Origin of the sequence: Hyphomicrobium sp. D-2, from assembly GCF_029872155.1 — a bacterium.
Lineage (GTDB): Bacteria > Pseudomonadota > Alphaproteobacteria > Rhizobiales > Hyphomicrobiaceae > Hyphomicrobium_A.
Genome location: NZ_JARXLA010000008.1, coordinates 895,975 through 912,898 on the forward strand (window position 1 = coordinate 895,975; position 16,924 = coordinate 912,898).

A 16,924-nucleotide genomic window follows, 5' to 3' on the forward strand; every position below is an offset into this window, starting at 1 on the left:
ACCCGCGCAACACATGCGCAGTGGCGGATCGCTCCGTCATGGTGTGCCGAAACCACCTCCGGTCGGCGTTGAAATGATGATGGCTTCGCCCGGCTCCAGCAAGGTTTCAGCGCAACCGCCGATGTCTTCCACGCTGCCATCGCCGCGACGTACCGCGTTGCTGCCGGTCTCACCCGGTCCGCCGCCATTAAGTCCGAACGGATGCACGGTGCGATAGCCGGAAAGGATCGCGCAATGCATCCGCTCCAGAAAGCGGATGACGCGCCGGGTGCCGTCGCCGCTGTGCCATTGGCCTTTGCCGCCTGACCCGCGCCGAATGGAAAACTCCTCCAGCAGCACGGGATAGCGCAGCTCCAGAATTTCCGGATCGGTCAGCCGCGTGTTGGTCATGTGGACGTGGACTGCAGCTGCGCCGTCGAAGCCCGGCCCCGCAGGCGCGCCCGAGCACAGCGTTTCATAATACTGCACGCGGTCATTGCCGAACGTCAGGTTGTTCATCGTGCCTTGCGATGAGCCGAGTGCGTTCAGCGCGCCGAACAGCGCGTTGGTTACGATCTGGCTCGTCTCGACGTTGCCCGCGACAACTGCAGCTGGATAGGTTGGCCGCAGCATCGAGCCTTCGGGAATAGTGATCTCGATGGGCTTCAAGCATCCCGCGTTCATCGGTATCGGTTCGTCCACCATCACGCGGAAGGTGTAGAGCACAGCCGCGCGCGTCACCGGTTCAGGCGCGTTGAAATTGTTGGGCTGCTGCGCGCTTGTGCCATTGAAATCCACCTTGGCGCTGCGGTTTTCGCGGTCCACGGTAATGCGCACTTCCACCGCTGTTCCTTGATCGGTCTCGACGCGGTAGTGGCCATCGTCCAGCTTCGCCAACAGCCGGCGCACCGCTTCTTCGGCGTTGTCCTGCACATGGCGCATGTAGGCGCTCACGACATCAAGGCCGAAGTGCTTCACCATCCGCCGCAGCTCCGCCTCACCCTTTGCATTGGCGGCGATCTGCGCCTTCAGATCGGCGATATTTTTGTCCGGTCTGCGCGCGGGATATTTACCGCCGGACAGCAGCGCGCGTGTTTCGTTCTCCAGGAACCGCCCGCGATCGACCAGATGGAAGTTGTCGATCAGTACGCCCTCTTCCTCGATGGTGGTGGCGCGCGGCGTCATCGATCCCGGCGTCAGGCCGCCGATATCCTCATGGTGACCGCGACTGGCGACGTAGAACACCACGCGCGTGCCGGTCTCATCGAACACCGGCGTGATGACGGTAATGTCGGGCAGATGCGTGCCGCCATTATAGGGCGCGTTGAGCATATAGGCATCGCCGGGGCGCATCTCGCCGGAGCGCGCGCGGATAATGGTTTCAACCGAGCGATCCATCGAGCCCAGATGCACCGGCAGATGCGGCGCGTTGGCCACCAACGCGCCATTGGCGTCGAACACCGCGCACGAGAAATCCAGCCGCTCCTTGATGTTCACCGACTAGCGCGGTGTTACTGTAGCGCTCACGCCCATCTGCTCGGCGATGGCCATGAACAGATTGTTGAACACCTCAAGCAGGATCGGATCGGCCTTGTCGCTCAGCATTTCGCGGCGGCGCGGCTCGATGCGCGTCAGCACGATATCGTTGTCGCCGCTGACCCACGGACTCCAGCCCGCCTCTACAACCACGGTCTGGTTCGGCTCGATCACCAACGCCGGGCCATCGATTGTGTGTCCGGGAGCAAGATCACCGCGCATGTAAACCGGAGCGTCGTGCCACTGCGCGCGCGAATAAAAACGCGTTGTCTCTCGCAGCTGAGGCGCGCGGCGATCTGTTCCCGGCTTCAAGCCGATGTCACCTGAAACAGACGGTGCGACCGCCATGGTCTCATCGGTGCCGGTTGCAGCCACTTCGATTGCTGCGACGAAAATCGGCTTCTCCGGCGATACGAACCCGAAGCGCTGGCGATGGATGGCCTCGAAATCGCGGAGCATGAAGCCGGGTTCGGAGAGCGGTACGGCCAGCGCGGTATCGGTGCCCTGATAGCGCAGGTGGACAAAACTCTCGATGACTATGGCATCGTGCTCGACACCTTCATCAAGCAGTTCTTCTGTTGCCGCGCTGCCGAGTTCGTAGGCGAGGGTTTCCAGCCGATGCATGGTCTCGCTGTTAAGCGGCGCCTCGATAGACTGTTCGCGACTGGCCCGCTGCGGTGCCAATCCCATGCCGTATGCGGAAAGCAGGCCCGATAGTGGATGGATCAGCACCGTGTCGATGCCGAGTGTGTCCGCGATCAGACATGCATGCTGCCCACCCGCCGATCCGAAGCAGTTAAGCGCGTACTCCGTTACATCGTAACCGCGCTCCACTGAGATCTTCTTGATTGCATTGGCCATGTTCTCGACGGCGATGCGGATCGCGCCGTCGGCGATCTCCTCGGCGCTGCGTCCATCGCCCACCTCATGCGCCAGTTCGCTGAAGGCTGTGCGCACGGCGTCCGTTTCAAGCGGCTGATCGCTGTCGGGGCCGAAGATGGCGGGAAAGAACTGCGGGTTGAGTTTGCCCAACATCACGTTGGCGTCCGTAACGGTCAGCGGACCGCCGCGCCGATAGCACTTCGGGCCGGGGTTGGCGCCTGCGCTTTCCGGCCCGACGCGAAACCGCATGCCATCAAACGTGATGATCGATCCGCCGCCCGCCGCCACCGTATGCACGCGCAGCATCGGCACCGAAAGACGCACACCGGCGATCTGGGTTTCGAATGTGCGCTCATAGTCACCGGCAAAGTGCGCGACGTCCGTGGATGTGCCGCCCATGTCGAAGCCGATCAGCTTTTCGAAGCTGGCACGGCGTCCGGTTTCCGCCATGCCAACGACGCCGCCAGCGGGACCGGAAAGAATGGCGTCTCGACCGCGAAAGGTTTCAGCGGCCTTCAGTCCGCCGGAAGAGGCCATGAACAAAACGCGCGGCGCATCGTTGAGGGCGTCGGCGTTTTCGCCAGTGAGGGCCCCCGCAACGCGATCGACGTAGCGCCGCAGAACCGGCGAAAGGTAGGCATCCGCCACCGTCGTGTCGCCGCGCGGCACAATCTTTATGAGCGGCGCAATTTCGTGGCTGACGGAAACCTGGCCGAAGCCAATTTCACGCGCCAGCGCGGCGGCCTGCTGCTCGTGCGCCGGATGCGCATAGGCGTGCATGAGCACGATGGCGACGGAGTCGATACCGTCAGCATTTGCTTGCGCCAGCGAGTGGCGCAGCGCTGCAATGTCGAGCGGACGCTCGACCGCGCCATCAGCCCGCACGCGCTCGTCGGCTTCGACAACGCGGCAGTAGAGCATCTCAGGCTTTACGATCTGGCGGGCGAAAATGTCGGGCCGCGCCTGCGTGCCGATTTCCAGCTGGTCGGCCAGACCGCGTGTGATCACCAGCGCCGTTGCATCGCCTTTGCGTTCCAGCAGCGCGTTGGTCGCCACGGTGGTGCCCATCTTCACTGCGCCGATGCGCTGGGTGGGCAGCGGCGCGCCGGACGCGACGTCAAGAAAGCGCCGGATCGCTTCAAGCGCGGCGTCTTCGTAAGCTTCGGGGTTCTCGGACAGCAACTTCAGCGCCTTAAGGTTGCCATCAGGTGAGCGGGCGACCACGTCCGTGAATGTACCACCACGGTCGATGAAGAAATGCCACTTGCCGCCGCCTATTTGCCCCGCCATGCGCCTTCCATCCGGTTGTGTTCCTGTCTGAGCTATCGGCCGCGCAGGGGTGCGTCAACCGTGCACGATCACGGGGCTTTGACCACGTAAACTTCCGCTAAATGCCGCACGTTCACCTTAGCTGCCGCCGCAACGACATCGGCGCACTTCAAGTGGCGTGCGAATGCCGATAAGGAAATGCCATGCCTTGGAAAGCGATATCGCACGCGATTGGTTTTGACACGGGCCGCACCTCGGTGCTGGACGCCATCGGCGCGTGGTGGGAACGGCTGCGCCGCGAGCTGGCTGCGCACCGCACGCCGGGTTATCGCACCGTCGCATTCACGATTGCGGTGACTACGCTGGCCGCGAAGATGGCGAAGGCGGATGGCGTTGCGCTGCCGATTGAGGAGCGCGCGTTTGAGCGCGTGTTCGACATCCCTAAGGGCGAAGAGGAGAACTTCCGCCGTCTGTATGATCTCGCGGCCCAGGACATCGCCGGCTTTGAAGTGTACGCCAGCAAGATTGCGTCGCTGCTGGCCGACGAGCCGGAAATGCTGAATGCGCTGCTTGAGTGCCTGTTCCATGTCGCGGCGGCCGATGGCATCCTGCATCCCGATGAAGATCGCTTCCTGCAGATCGTGGCGGAGAAGTTCGGCCTCAGCCGGGCGGAGTTTCTTTCCATTCGCGCCGGTTTCATCAATGACCCGTGCAGCCCGTATCAGATCCTGGGCGTCATGCCCTCGTTGTCCGATGAAGAGCTAAAGCTGCGCCACCGTGAGCTGGTGCGCGAGCATCATCCCGACAAGCTGGCTGTGACCGGCGTTCCGCCCGAATTGCGTTGCGCGGCCACGCGCCGGCTGGCCGCAATCAATGCCGCGTATGATCAGATCAAGGCTGAACGGGCGACGGAGCGGCAGAGGTTGGGTCGACTGAATGAAGCTTGAGACGAAACTTGAGCCGGATTCCGCTTTGGTGCACGCGGTGCGTGCATCGTCCAACTTCGAGCAGCGCCGCAACGGCTGGCCGCCGAGCATGGTTATCCTGCACTACACGGGCATGACTTCCGCGGAGGGCGCAATCGGCTGGCTGGCAAATCCCGAAAGCGGTGTGTCGTGTCACTACGTCGTCGATGAAGCGGGCATCATCACGCAGATGGTGGCGGAGCATGCCCGCGCCTGGCATGCCGGGGCGTCCCGCTGGTATGGCGAATGCGATGTCAATTCGATGTCCATCGGCATCGAGATTCAGAACCCCGGCCACGAACGCGGCTATCCCGATTTTCCGCCGCCGCAAATGCATGCTGTGGCGGCGCTGTGTCGGGATATCGCCAGCCGCAATCGCATTGTGCCGCAGCGTTTCCTGGGCCATTCCGACATCGCCCCCGGCCGCAAGATTGATCCGGGCGAGAAGTTCGACTGGGCGTATCTGGCGCGGGCTGGCGTCGGCCATTGGGTGACGCCGTCAACGGATTTAAGCACGCCGTCATCCAGCGGTGACGACGCTTCAATGCTGGCGGAAGCGCTGGTGCTGCTGCGCGCGTATGGCTATGGCGTCGACAATCCGGGTCGTGACGATTGGCCGAAAGTGTTGATCCGCTCTTTCCAGATGCACTTCCGTCCCGCGCGCACCGATGGCCAGATCGATGCGGGCACGCTCGACACGTTGCGCCGCCTCGTCGACGCGCTACCTGAACCGGTCATCGCCTGACGCTCGTCGCCACTGCTCCCCTGTAAATTGATTTCAGATTCCACCGTTCGCTGAATGTTAGCGGACCGTGTCCGCAAGGGCACACGAATCGGCTAGGGATGTCCTATCCTCGGTTGCATATATTCTTTGGGGCGATTGACGATGCGCATTGCGACGCTGCTTTCATGTGCACTGCTGACCAGCGGCGTTTCTGCCCACGCTCAGAGTTATGACTGGAGCGGGGCTTATGTAGGTGCTTCCGTCGGTGCTGCCTGGGTGGACACCGGCGTGTCTACCGAACTGACAAATTTCTGGAATGTCCCCTCGGAGCAGGTTGATCGGGACGCGCTGCTGCCGCTGCTGAATGGCGGCCTGAACGGTGAGAATGTGTTCGGCGGTGTGGCGCTAGGTTACAATCTTCAGCAGTCCGATTTGGTCTATGGCGTTGAAGCCGATGTGAGCTTCCTCAACGTGGACGACAGCCGTACCGGCTTCAATGTTCCGGGCCTACCTGTTCCCCAGCCTTATCGCATCGATACCGCTGCACGTTTCGCGGCCGTATTGGCTGGGCGTTCGATCGCAGCCTCATCTATGTCACCGGAGGCCTTGCCGTTGGCAGACATGAATTTTCGCAGAACATCTCACAGCTAGTTCTGCCGGCGGGATTTGGGTCGTTCGATCAACAGGCCGCTTTTCAGAAAACGTCATGGGGCTGGGCGCTGGGCGGAGGGTTTGAACAGGCTCTTTCCGAGCGCTGGTCGCTCAAACTGCAGTATCTGCATGTAGATCTGGGCTCGCATCGCGTGCGGAGTTTCGGCGAGTGCAGCGGCTGGCCGGGCGTATGTGCGGTCTACTCGGGCTCACACAAGGTGAACGTGAAGCTCGATACCGTCTCCGCCAGCATCAACTACCGCTTCTGACGTCCGCTGCTGCAACCAGAAAGCCCTATGCAACCTGAGTGGCACTGCCCGCGCAACTGGCGCGCGCGGCACCAATCCACCAGCGTGGGTTAGGCATCGTTTACCCGGGTGCATTATTGAAACGGTATGCCGCTCAGCGCGTTCTCAGGTGGGAAGCGATGTGTGCGCCAGGTGCGATGCGCCATCGTGCCGTTGGAAATGAAATCAGGAGAAGTAGTCTATGCAGCGTTCCCTCACGCTCGCAGCCGCAGCCGCTGTTATTGGTGTCATGTCTGCCGGCACGGTGGCAACCGCCGCCGACTTCGGACGCGCGCCGCCGCCGGAATACTATGCGCAGGCCCCGGAATATTACGCGCCGGCTCCCGCTGAATACGTAGTGGTGCCGCAGATCAGCCCGCGCTGCGTGCGCTGGACCAACCGTTGCGATCGTCGCTGGGGCATGGGCTCGCCGCGCTTTGCCCGCTGCATGTGGCGCCACGGCTGTTGATATCTCGGTTCCGGCAGGAACAACGCAACGGGCGATCGCGATGGGAGCCAGTCAGGCCCTCAGATTCGCGGTCGCCCGTTGTATTTTTAAGCGTTGCTGGCAACGCTGCGCTTGTATCAAGCGCGGCTCGGCGGCTGTCGCTTTCGGTCAGCCTGACTTGCGCAGAAATTTGCGGAACGCTTCCAGCGTTGGCTCGCTCACATGGTGCTCGATGCCCTCGAGGTCGGCTTCGGCGGTATCGGCATCGACCCCCAATGCGAGCAGGAAATCACGCACGGTGTGATGCCGCTCGCGCGACGTCTCAGCCAGCGCACGGCCTTTTTCGGTAAGAAATATCGAACGATAGGGCTGGCTGGTCACCAGTCCGTCGCGCTGCAGGCGCTGGATGGTGTTGTTCACCGTCGCTTTGGTGACACCTAGCCGCTCGGATAAATCCACGACCCTTGCCTCGCCGGTCTCCTCAATGAGATCCGCGACGAGCTCCACGTAATCCTCCGCGACCTCCGTCTGATGCGCATCGCGCACGCGCCTGAATTGCTCAGCGCGGCGCTGGGCATCGCGCGCCCGGCCCCTGGCGGTGTCCATCTCGTCTCCATCCGCTGCCCCTCGACGCGATCCTACCTCAAGCCTCCGTTGACATCAAAGTTAGTCGCAGCTAACTAAAAGTTAGCAGAAGCTAAATTTGTACCACATGGCGAACTAAGTCAGCCAGAATTTCCGGCTGAATCAACGGGGGACGAGCGACAATGAAGAAAGCAGCGTTTTGTTTGGTAGTTGCAGTTGCGGGCGCGGGCAGCAGCGCGGTGGCCGTCGCTGACGACAAAGGCGGCTACAACCTTTTCAATCCGACGCCGACGCGCTTGATGCGTGACATGACAACCGATCGGCCGGACATGACGGAAAGCCCGTTCACGGTCGATGCCGGACACGTTCAGATCGAAACCAATGTTTTTGGGTTCGGCCGCTCGCATGCCGATGAGTTTGGCGGCGAGGTGGATGCCTACGAGTTCTTCACCACCAACGTGCGCATCGGCCTCACCAACAGCGCCGAGATAAACTTCGTCTGGCAGCCGCACGGCAAAACCCATTATCGGCAGCCGGGGCTACCAACTGAGCGCGCATCCGGTGTTGGCGGCGTCGATATTCGCGGCAAGGTCAATCTGTGGGGCAACGACAACGCATCCGAAATCGGATCGGCGCTGGCGCTGCTGCCTTACATCACGCTGCCGACGAACGATAACAACGGCATCAGCCCGGAGCACGTCGAGGGCGGTCTCATCGTTCCGCTGGCTATCGAGCTGCCGAACAATTTCGGTCTTGGCATCAACGGCGGCGTATCCTGGGTGCGCGGAGACATCAGCGGCAAATACGAAGCCGGGTATGTCACCACCGCGGCGTTGTCGTATGAATGGACCGAGAAGATCGGCACCTACTACGAAATCGCTGCGAGCTTTGGCGCCCTCACACCCGGCGGCACGGCGCTCGTGCTCGCCACCGGTCTCACGTATGCGATAAACGGCAATCTGCAGCTCGATGCCGGCATAAACGTTAGAGTCACGGATACGGCGGATCGTTTCAATCCGTTTATCGGCGTATCGCAGCGCTTCTGAAACGTCGGTCGCGTTGCGGCTGACAGGCCGCGGACGGATCGCATTCGTCAATGGTCTGGGCGTTCTCAATCGAGGGTGGATGGCCCAGACCAGTCGAACGCGTACGAACCCTGTGCCAGAAACGCGGCCTGCTCCACGGCGTGACGTATCGGAACGATGTCGCCGCCGCCACCGAAGTTGGCCCTGCCATCGCGGGCCCACATCGACCAGTAGCGCCCACCGACGCCAACGCTGAACTGCTCGGTGACGGCATAGTTCAGCATCAGGTCGATCTGCGTGCCGGTGCCGCCGCCCCATTCGGGCGAAATGAGTGAACGCCGGACGTGATTGTCGGTGCCATTAAAACGCACGAACGGTAGATAAGCGGCGTCGAGCGAAAGAGTGACGGCGGGCAAAATTTCCATGTCCGCCGCTACGCCGACGCGGAGGACCTGCCAGGTGTCGTCTTCGGTGATACCGAGGATTGAAAGCGGAAATGGATTTCGGCAGACCGCTTGCGGGTTGGCGACCTGCACGCAGCCGCGGGCTGCCATCTGCTGATGAAAATGCCCATAGCCGACGAATGGCGTTACCCGCGAGCCGTCATCGCGCCAGACATTGTAACCCACATCGACGGTGCCATAGCTGATGCGGTCATCAACTTTGGACCACGTGTTCGAATACGGTGCGAACACAGCAACGGGGATGGCCCAATCCTCATCGTAGAGGCTGCCGGTGCCGTCTCCCCAGCCAATGAAACCTTTCGCCACGATGCCATTGGCAAGATCCACGCGGCCGAGCAATTCCGCACCGTTGGTTTTCATACCGCCATAGGTCAGCCGTGATGCGGGTGAGGAAACCCCGAGGACGTCTCCGAGATCCTTTTGAAAACGTCCCCAGCCGTACACGTAACGCGCACCGATCTCGATGCGCACACCGGGGATGCCAGGGGGCGAAAAGGCTGGCGCCGCCACGGATCGGGTTTGCTGCTGCGCCTCGCCGAAGCGATAATTCAAGCCGAACTTGATGAGGTGCGTTTGCTGCGAAAAATCGGCTGCGCGCGAAGGCACCTGCACCACCGCGTTGGGATCTGGGCTGGGCACGGGCTGGAAAATACCTACCGGTGTTTGCATGCCGCCGTCGCTAAAGTGGCGGTAGTCGTATTCAGCGCGCACGCTCCAGCGCTCGCCCAGCATCCGTTCGGCGCCGACGCCGAGCGCCAGGCCCCAGAGATAATCGGTTGTGGATGTGGAAGGCAGCGCGGTGCCGCCGCTGGTTGCCGATGTGACGCTGGCATTTTGCCATGCAAGTCCGGCCTTGCCGTAAAGCAGTGTGCGGCCGTCGTTATCGATCAGCCAGCCTGCACGGCCGGTGAACGAGCCCATGGCGTTGATGTCTACGCCGCAGTTGGCGCTGATGTAGTTGCCCGAAAAAGCAAAGCAGGTGTCGGTTCCGTAGGCGTTGGCCCAGCTTGCCTCGGCCTCTACGCCCAGCACCGTGCGGCCGAACTGCCAATTATATCCAACCTGTCCACCGCCGATCTGTCCCATCGTGCGCACCGTGTCGCCGTAGATGGAAGGTCCAAACGGGTCATCGATTTTGGTCAGCGCAAGCGCGCCGCCGAAGTGCGCACCGACATAGAGGCCGCTCCAGTCGGCGTAGATACCGGAAGCTTGCGCGGATATCTCGCCGGCATGGGCAGCCGTCGAACATGCGGCGAGGGTGAATGCGATCCAGCGTGCAACACGTCTCGGCGCCATAGGCGTTTTTCCCAAATTCGCTCCCTGCACGTATGGCGCGATTCGGGTGACGTCCGAAATTTGGGATAGTGCTTCGGCGATTCACTGCCCACTGACGCCCATGGCCAACGTCAGGCGAGTTGACCATGAAGCGAATTGCTAGCCGGAATAAGAACGGCTAGCCGGCGGATCGAAAAGGCGAGCGTTGCACACTCGCCTAAGATGGCTCCCGCTTGGCCAGCACCGAGCCAATGCGATGGCCTTCAAGCTCCAGAACCTCGAAGCGCCAGCCTTCCCAGATGAAGCTTTCGCCCACTTCCGGGATGGTGCCGACCTTTGCCAGCACGAAGCCGCCAAGCGTGGTGTAGTCCTCCGCTTCCGCCTGCATGCCGACCACGTCCAGCGTGCGCTCGGCGTCGTCGATGGAAAGACGGCCATCGAGAACCCAGGCACCGTCGGGACGCTGGCGCATCTTGGCCACTTCGTTGCCAATCGCGTCCGGCAGCCCGCCGGCGATCATCGCCAGAATGTCGGCCGGGGTAACGATGCCCTCGAACGTGCCGTACTCGTCAACCAGGATCGCCATGTGCACCGGCGAAGTCTTGAAGTGCTCCAGCAGCTTCAGCACGGGCATGTCTTCCGAGACGTAGAGCGGCTCCTTGGTTACGGCAGCGAGGTCAAACGCATTGGGATCTTTCGCCACCTGTAGCAGCAGATCCTTGGAGTGCACGACTCCGACGATGGTATCCACATCCTCACGGCAGACCGGGAATTTCGAGCGATCGCTCTGCTTGATCTCGGCGAGGATGGTGTCAGGGCTGTCGTTTGCGTCCAGCCAGATCACATCGACGCGCGGAACCATGATGGATCGTACCGGCCGCTGCGCAACGGTGAGCACGCGCTCAATCATCACACGCTCTTCCGAGCTGAACACCGTCTCGTCACCGGCCGTGGAAATGATGGCGGCAACTTCTTCCGATGCCTGTGAATCACCGCCACCGCGCAGAATGCGCACCACAGCCTGCGCAGTGCGCACGCGCAGGTCGCTCGTCGTCACGCGCTTCACGACGTTGCGGCGCCCAACCTGATTGGCGGCCTCAATGAGGATCGAGAAGCCGATCGCGGCGTAGAGATAACCCTTCGGAATGTGAATGCCGAAGCCTTCGACGATCAGGCTGAAGCCGATCATCAGCAGGAAGCCGAGGCAGAGGATCACCACGGTGGGATGACGGTTGACGAAGCGCGTCAGCGGACCGCTGGCCAGCATCATCACGCCGATGGCGATCGTGACGGCGATCACCATCACGGCGATCTCGTCGACCATGCCGACGGCGGTAATGACGCTGTCGATCGAGAACACCGCGTCGAGCACGACGATCTGCGCGATGACGTGCCAGAAGATGGCGTACTGGCCGGCGCTGACCTTTTCGGCGTGTCCGCCCTCAAGCCGCTCGTGCAGTTCCATCGTGCCCTTGAACAGGAGGAACGTGCCGCCGAGTATCAGAATGATATCGCGCCAGGAAATTTCCGCGCCGAGCACCGTGAACAGCGGATAGGTGAGCGTGACGATCCACGCGACCGATCCGAGCAGGATAAGGCGCATCACCAGAGCCAGGGATAGGCCGATAACGCGTGCACGCTCGCGCTGCTCAGGCGGCAGCTTGTCGGCGAGGATGGCAATGAAGACGAGGTTATCTATTCCAAGGATGATTTCGAGCAATACGAGCGTAGCAAGGCCTGCCCAGGCGGCAGGGTCGAGCATCCATTCGAAAAACACATCCATTCGACGGCCTTGGGGTGCCGCCGCCTTCTGATCTCAACGGGGAAGTGATTCCTGAACGCTGCGAAGCGCAATGTCGAGAAATTCTTTGAGCGGCACTCTGTGGATGGGCGGCATCGATGTAGCGATAGCCCGCGCTTATTTGTCCGGGCGTAGGGCTTATCGAGTTACAGGCCGCAGGGCTCAGATCGCAAGGCGATCCGGCGCGAGCCCGTCTAAGCGGAGCGCGTTCGAGTTGCGCGCAAAATTCGTGTGGAGGGATCTCTTAAAGCCGGCCTTTAGCCCGCAGGGCTCAGGGACCAACGCGACCCGGCGCATGCGCCGCCCAAGCGGAGCGCCTTCAGGCGCGTGAGCTATAAGAGAAAAATTGGTGGAGCCAAGCGGGATCGAACCGCTGACCTCTTGCATGCCATGCAAGCGCTCTCCCAGCTGAGCTATGGCCCCTTACCATGGGAGAACGGGAAAGAGTGTTTCCCGTTCGAGGGCGCTTCTCTAGGGCCTCTGTCAGAAACTTGCAAGAGACTATTTGGCGCCGTGTGAGTATCGCGTGAATTTGCGGCGAATTCAGTGAGATTTCGTCGCAGAGGAGCCCTCAGGACTCCTCTTCTCCGTCGACTGCGCTGCCGATGATGCCGGTAACGTCGCCACCGTCTTCCTCTTCTTCTTCGAGGAAGGTCTCGTCAGCGGCGTCATCGACCGCCTCATCGGCGTCGTCTGCATCGACATCCACCAGATCGTCCTCGGCCTCATTCTCGGCATCGGCCTCAAACTCGGGCTTCTTCACCTTGCGCTTTTCTTCGGCCACCACGCTGGAGATCGGACCTGTCGCATGGGCAATCGTATACTTGGAGCTGCAGATCGGGCAGACAATCGGGCTGCGATTGAGGTCGTAAAAGCGGGCGCTACAGTCGCCGTTCTGGCAGGTGCGCTTGGTCCCGCGTTCTTTATTGGTCGCCATTGGAGCCAACCTTTGTCTGGGGGGATTTTTTCGCGGCATGCCACACCCCTACCCGGTTGTCAAAAGCAATCCGAGCCGGACGGGCGGATAGCGTTGACACAAAGGCCGGCGGGCGGCTCTATCGCGGCGAGCCGATGTGCTTTTTCACCCTTTCCGGAGCGCCGCCCGCTGTGACATCCCACGCCTCTTTCTCGCCGCGTCCACTTACCGCGCATGCCGCTGGCCCGTTCAAGGGCTTGGTAAAAGTGCCGGGCGACAAGTCGATTTCCCACCGCGCGCTTATGTTCGGCGCGCTGGCCCGTGGCGTCACGCGCATCCGCGGTCTGCTGGAATCGGAGGATGTGATCAACACTGCCAAAGCGCTGCAGGCGTTGGGCGCGCCGATTGAGCAGGTGGGCGATGAGTGGCACGTGACGGGGCGCGGCATCGGCGGGCTGAGCCAGCCTGAAGGTCCGCTGGATTTCGGCAACTCGGGTACCGGTGCGCGGCTGATGCTGGGTATTATCGCCGGCAATGCCGTCACCGTGGAGATGGTGGGCGACCCTTCGCTCAGCAGCCGGCCGATGGGGCGGGTGCTGACGCCGCTGGCGCAGATGGGCCTTGAAGTTGACGGCGGCCGTGATCGGCTGCCGCTGACGGCGCGCGGGTCGGCCGAACTGGTGCCGATCGAATATGTGCTGCCGGTACCATCAGCGCAGGTGAAGAGCGCTGTGTTGCTGGCCGGTCTGCACGCTGCCGGAACCACGACCGTGGTGGAGAGCGAGCCGACGCGCGACCACACCGAGCGCATGCTGCGTTATTTCGGCGCCGCGCCGGAAATCACCGAAAAGGATGGCAAGAGCTACATCACGGTGCAGGGCGAACCTGATCTCACCGCGCGCGATCTCAGCGTGCCGGTTGACCCCAGTTCTGCTGCGTTTCTGGCCGCTGCCGCTGCGATTGTTCCGGGCTCTGACATCACGATCGAGGGGCTGCTGATGAACCCCACGCGCATCGGCTTTTACGAGACGCTGCGCGAAATGGGGGCCGACATCACCTTCAGCAATCACCGCGATGAATGCGGCGAGGATGTTGCCGACATGCGCGTGCGCCACGCGCCGCTGAAGGGCATCAACGTGCCGGGCGAGCGGGCGCCAAGCATGATCGACGAATATCCGATTTTGGCCGTTGTGGCGGCGTTCGCGAATGGCCGGACTGTGATGGAAGGGCTGGGCGAACTGAAGGTCAAGGAAAGTGACCGACTGGCCGCGACCGTCGCCGGCCTGGTGGTCAATGGCGTCGATGCCGTGGCTGAAGGCGATACGCTGATCGTTTCCGGCGGTGATGGTGTGAAGGGCGGCGGCACTGTCAAAACGCATCTCGATCACCGGATGGCGATGGCATTCCTCACCATGGGATTGGCCAGCCGCGAGCCTGTGACGGTCGATGACACAACGATGGTCGCTACTAGCTTCCCCGCCTTTATGCCGCTGATGCGTGGATTGGGTGCGCGCTTTTCGGGCGAAGGGGCGGAGGGCTGATGATCATCGCTATCGATGGCCCGGCTGCGTCGGGCAAGGGAACGCTGGCGCGCCGTATCGCTGCCTATTGGGGGCTGCCATGCCTCGATACCGGGCTTCTATACCGGGCGGTGGCGCGGGATGTGGTGGCCGCTTCATTCCGGCCCGCTGACCCTTGGGCGGCACTGGCGGCAGCCCGGGGACTGGATCTTGCAGGGCTTTCCGACCCTGATCTGAGGACGCCCGCAGCCGGTGATCTGGCGTCGATCGTGGCGCGTATCCCTCAGGTTCGCGCCGCGTTGCTCTCTTATCAGCGCAATTTTGCGGCCCAGGTGGGTGGAGCTGTGCTGGATGGGCGGGACATTGGCACGGTGGTCTGCCCGGATGCGGACGTTAAGATTTATGTAACCGCCACGGCCGAGGTGCGGGCGGGACGGCGGCACCGCGAATGCCTGGCGCGCGGCGAAAATGTCAGTTTTGAACATATCCTGGCGGATATTCTGCGCCGGGATGAGCGGGATTCGTCGCGGGATAATGCGCCAATGCGTCCGGCGCACGACGCCGACTTGCTCGATACTTCAGACTTAGATATAGAGGCGGCATTCGACGCCGCTGTCGGATTGATCAAGAGGAAGATCGGCCAGCAGGGTGCCTGAAACAGGCATCCAATTCTAAGCTGGCAGGGCACTGGCCCATCACAGCGGACCGGAAATCAAAAACAGCACCGGCAGGAGAACTGTCCGCTCGCGCACTGCGCGGGGGAGTTCTTTGGCCGTTTCGTCATCCGCGAGATGCATTGGCTGCGTCTCAACAGAATTTATCAGGAGCCCTAAACGTATGTCCGAAGCCGTTTCCAAAGACCTCAACCCAACGCACGACGAGTTCGCGGCGCTGTTGGCTGAAAGCCTCGCGAAAGAAGATCTGTTTGAAGGCAGCGTCGTCAAGGGACGCATCGTTGGCATCGAGAAGGATCTCGCTGTCATCGACGTTGGTCTGAAGACGGAAGGCCGCGTGGCGCTGCGCGAGTTCTCGGTTGGGGGCAAGGGCGAGCTCAAGATCGGCGATGAGGTCGAGGTTTACCTGGAGCGCGTCGAGAATGCGCTCGGTGAAGCTGTCCTGTCGCGCGACAAGGCTCGCCGCGAGGAAAGCTGGACCCGCCTTGAGAAGCAGTTCGAGAAGAATGAGAAGGTTACAGGCGTCATCTTCAACAAGGTCAAGGGTGGCTTCACGGTCGACCTTGACGGCGCCGTTGCGTTCCTTCCGGGCTCGCAGGTTGATATCCGCCCTGTGCGCGACATCGGCCCGCTGATGCATCAGCCGCAGTCCTTCCAGATCCTGAAGATGGACCGCCGCCGTGGCAACATCGTCGTCTCGCGCCGCTCGGTGCTGGAAGAGACGCGTGCCGAACAGCGCGCCGACATCGTCGCCCGTCTGGAAGAGGGCCAGGTCATCGACGGTCTGGTCAAGAACATCACCGATTACGGTGCGTTCATCGACCTCGGCGGCATCGACGGCCTGCTGCACGTCACCGACATGGCATGGCGCCGTGTGAACCACCCGTCCGAGATCCTCAACGTTGGCGACACGGTGAAGGTGCAGATCATCCGCATCAACCCGGAAACGCAGCGTATCTCGCTGGGCATGAAGCAGCTGCAGGCTGATCCGTGGCTGGCCATCGAAGCCAAGTATCCGGTTGGCGCACGCGTCAACGGTACGGTGACGAACATCGCCGATTACGGTGCGTTCGTTGAACTGGAGCCGGGCGTTGAAGGCCTGATCCACGTCTCGGAAATGAGCTGGACCAAGAAGAACATCCACCCAGGCAAGATCGTTTCGACGAGCCAGCAGGTGGACGTGCAGGTGCTTGAGGTCGACGCCAACAAGCGCCGTATCTCGCTTGGCCTGAAGCAGACCCAGGACAATCCGTGGGAGACCTTCCTGGCCGCCCATCCGAAGGGTTCGGAAGTTGAAGGCCCGATCCGCAACATCACCGAGTTCGGCCTGTTCATCGGCCTCGACGGTGGCGTTGACGGCATGGTCCATCTGTCCGACCTCGACTGGGCCAAGCCCGGCGACGAAGTCATCAAGGACTACAAGAAGGGCGACACCGTTAAGGCCATCGTGCTTGACGTGGACAGCCAGAAGGAGCGCATCTCGCTTGGCATCAAGCAGCTCGGCGGCGATCCTGTTGACGAGGTCTCCAAGTACAAGAAGGGCGACACCGTCACCTGTGAAGTTGTCGCTGTGCAGGAGAACGGCATCGAGGTGAAGACCGCCGATGGCGAACTGACCGCGTTCATCAAGCGCTCTGACCTGTCGCGTGACCGCTCCGAGCAGCGCCCTGAGCGCTTCAACGTTGGCGACAAGATCGACGCCTTCGTCACCAGCGCAGACAAGGCTGCACGCCGTCTGTCTCTGTCGATCAAGGCGCTCGAAATCGCCGAAGAGAAGCAGGCTGTGGCTCAGTATGGTTCGTCCGACTCGGGCGCTTCGCTGGGCGACATCTTCAAGGCTGCGATCCGCAAGCGTGAAGAGTCTGAAGAGGGCGACGAGGAAGAGACCAAGGAGTAATCCTTCAGGTCTCCGGACCAGGAGAG

At 61.8% G+C, this 16,924-nt stretch carries 13 protein-coding genes, 1 tRNA gene and 1 pseudogene; 9 read left to right on the forward strand and 6 right to left on the reverse strand.

The window, feature by feature from the left end; translation table 11 throughout:
• Positions 1-36: 36 nt before the first annotated feature.
• A pseudogene (locus QEZ49_RS16615) lies at positions 37-3,687 on the reverse strand (hydantoinase B/oxoprolinase family protein).
• A gap of 182 nt (positions 3,688-3,869) precedes the next feature.
• On the opposite strand from QEZ49_RS16615, the gene QEZ49_RS16620 reads away from it, so the two are divergent.
• The 5 genes from QEZ49_RS16620 (at position 3,870) to QEZ49_RS16640 (ending at position 6,762) form a co-directional block, all read left to right on the forward strand.
• On the forward strand, positions 3,870-4,613 hold the full coding sequence (locus QEZ49_RS16620; protein ID WP_280388461.1) for a TerB family tellurite resistance protein: 744 nt from the start codon (positions 3,870-3,872) through the stop codon (positions 4,611-4,613).
• Entirely contained in the window at positions 4,603-5,376 is a 774-nt protein-coding gene (locus tag QEZ49_RS16625) for an N-acetylmuramoyl-L-alanine amidase (RefSeq protein ID WP_280388462.1), read from the forward strand. The genes QEZ49_RS16620 and QEZ49_RS16625 overlap by 11 nt, the downstream gene beginning before the upstream one ends.
• Positions 5,377-5,517: 141 nt before the next feature.
• On the forward strand, positions 5,518-6,006 hold the full coding sequence (locus QEZ49_RS16630; protein WP_280388463.1) for an outer membrane beta-barrel protein: 489 nt from the start codon (positions 5,518-5,520) through the stop codon (positions 6,004-6,006).
• Positions 5,943-6,275 (forward strand): outer membrane beta-barrel protein, encoded by a 333-nt coding sequence (locus QEZ49_RS16635; RefSeq protein ID WP_280388582.1) that lies wholly within the window; start codon positions 5,943-5,945, stop codon positions 6,273-6,275. The genes QEZ49_RS16630 and QEZ49_RS16635 overlap by 64 nt, the downstream gene beginning before the upstream one ends.
• Positions 6,276-6,495: 220 nt before the next feature.
• A complete protein-coding gene (locus QEZ49_RS16640; protein WP_280388464.1) occupies positions 6,496-6,762 on the forward strand; it encodes a glycosyl hydrolase family 5 in 267 nt (88 codons plus the stop codon).
• Between the two features lie 147 nt (positions 6,763-6,909).
• Here QEZ49_RS16640 and mntR read toward each other — a convergent pair whose 3' ends face one another.
• A complete protein-coding gene (gene mntR, locus QEZ49_RS16645) occupies positions 6,910-7,347 on the reverse strand; it encodes a manganese-binding transcriptional regulator MntR (protein ID WP_280388465.1) in 438 nt (145 codons plus the stop codon).
• Between the two features lie 182 nt (positions 7,348-7,529).
• Here mntR and QEZ49_RS16650 point away from each other — a divergent pair, with 182 nt between their 5' ends.
• On the forward strand, positions 7,530-8,372 hold the full coding sequence (locus QEZ49_RS16650) for a transporter (protein WP_280388466.1): 843 nt from the start codon (positions 7,530-7,532) through the stop codon (positions 8,370-8,372).
• 65 nt (positions 8,373-8,437) lie between these two features.
• Here QEZ49_RS16650 and QEZ49_RS16655 read toward each other — a convergent pair whose 3' ends face one another.
• From QEZ49_RS16655 to QEZ49_RS16670, 4 genes are all read right to left on the reverse strand, one after another.
• Entirely contained in the window at positions 8,438-10,111 is a 1,674-nt protein-coding gene (locus QEZ49_RS16655) for an outer membrane beta-barrel protein (protein WP_280388467.1), read from the reverse strand.
• A gap of 196 nt (positions 10,112-10,307) precedes the next feature.
• Positions 10,308-11,873, reverse strand: a complete 1,566-nt coding sequence (locus QEZ49_RS16660) for a TerC family protein (RefSeq protein ID WP_280388468.1) — start codon at positions 11,871-11,873, stop codon at positions 10,308-10,310.
• A 365-nt stretch (positions 11,874-12,238) separates the two neighbouring features.
• Positions 12,239-12,314: transfer RNA gene (locus tag QEZ49_RS16665), tRNA-Ala, on the reverse strand.
• A gap of 148 nt (positions 12,315-12,462) precedes the next feature.
• Positions 12,463-12,828 (reverse strand): TIGR02300 family protein, encoded by a 366-nt coding sequence (locus QEZ49_RS16670; RefSeq protein WP_280388469.1) that lies wholly within the window; start codon positions 12,826-12,828, stop codon positions 12,463-12,465.
• Between the two features lie 170 nt (positions 12,829-12,998).
• On the opposite strand from QEZ49_RS16670, the gene aroA reads away from it, so the two are divergent.
• The 3 genes from aroA to rpsA all read left to right on the forward strand — a co-directional run bounded on the left by aroA (position 12,999) and on the right by rpsA (position 16,898).
• On the forward strand, positions 12,999-14,348 hold the full coding sequence (gene aroA / locus QEZ49_RS16675; RefSeq protein WP_280388470.1) for a 3-phosphoshikimate 1-carboxyvinyltransferase: 1,350 nt from the start codon (positions 12,999-13,001) through the stop codon (positions 14,346-14,348).
• Positions 14,348-14,983 (forward strand): (d)CMP kinase, encoded by a 636-nt coding sequence (gene cmk / locus QEZ49_RS16680; protein ID WP_280388471.1) that lies wholly within the window; start codon positions 14,348-14,350, stop codon positions 14,981-14,983. Before aroA ends, cmk begins: the two co-directional genes overlap by 1 nt.
• Before the next feature lie 181 nt (positions 14,984-15,164).
• On the forward strand, positions 15,165-16,898 hold the full coding sequence (gene rpsA / locus QEZ49_RS16685; protein ID WP_280388472.1) for a 30S ribosomal protein S1: 1,734 nt from the start codon (positions 15,165-15,167) through the stop codon (positions 16,896-16,898).
• Positions 16,899-16,924: the final 26 nt, after the last annotated feature.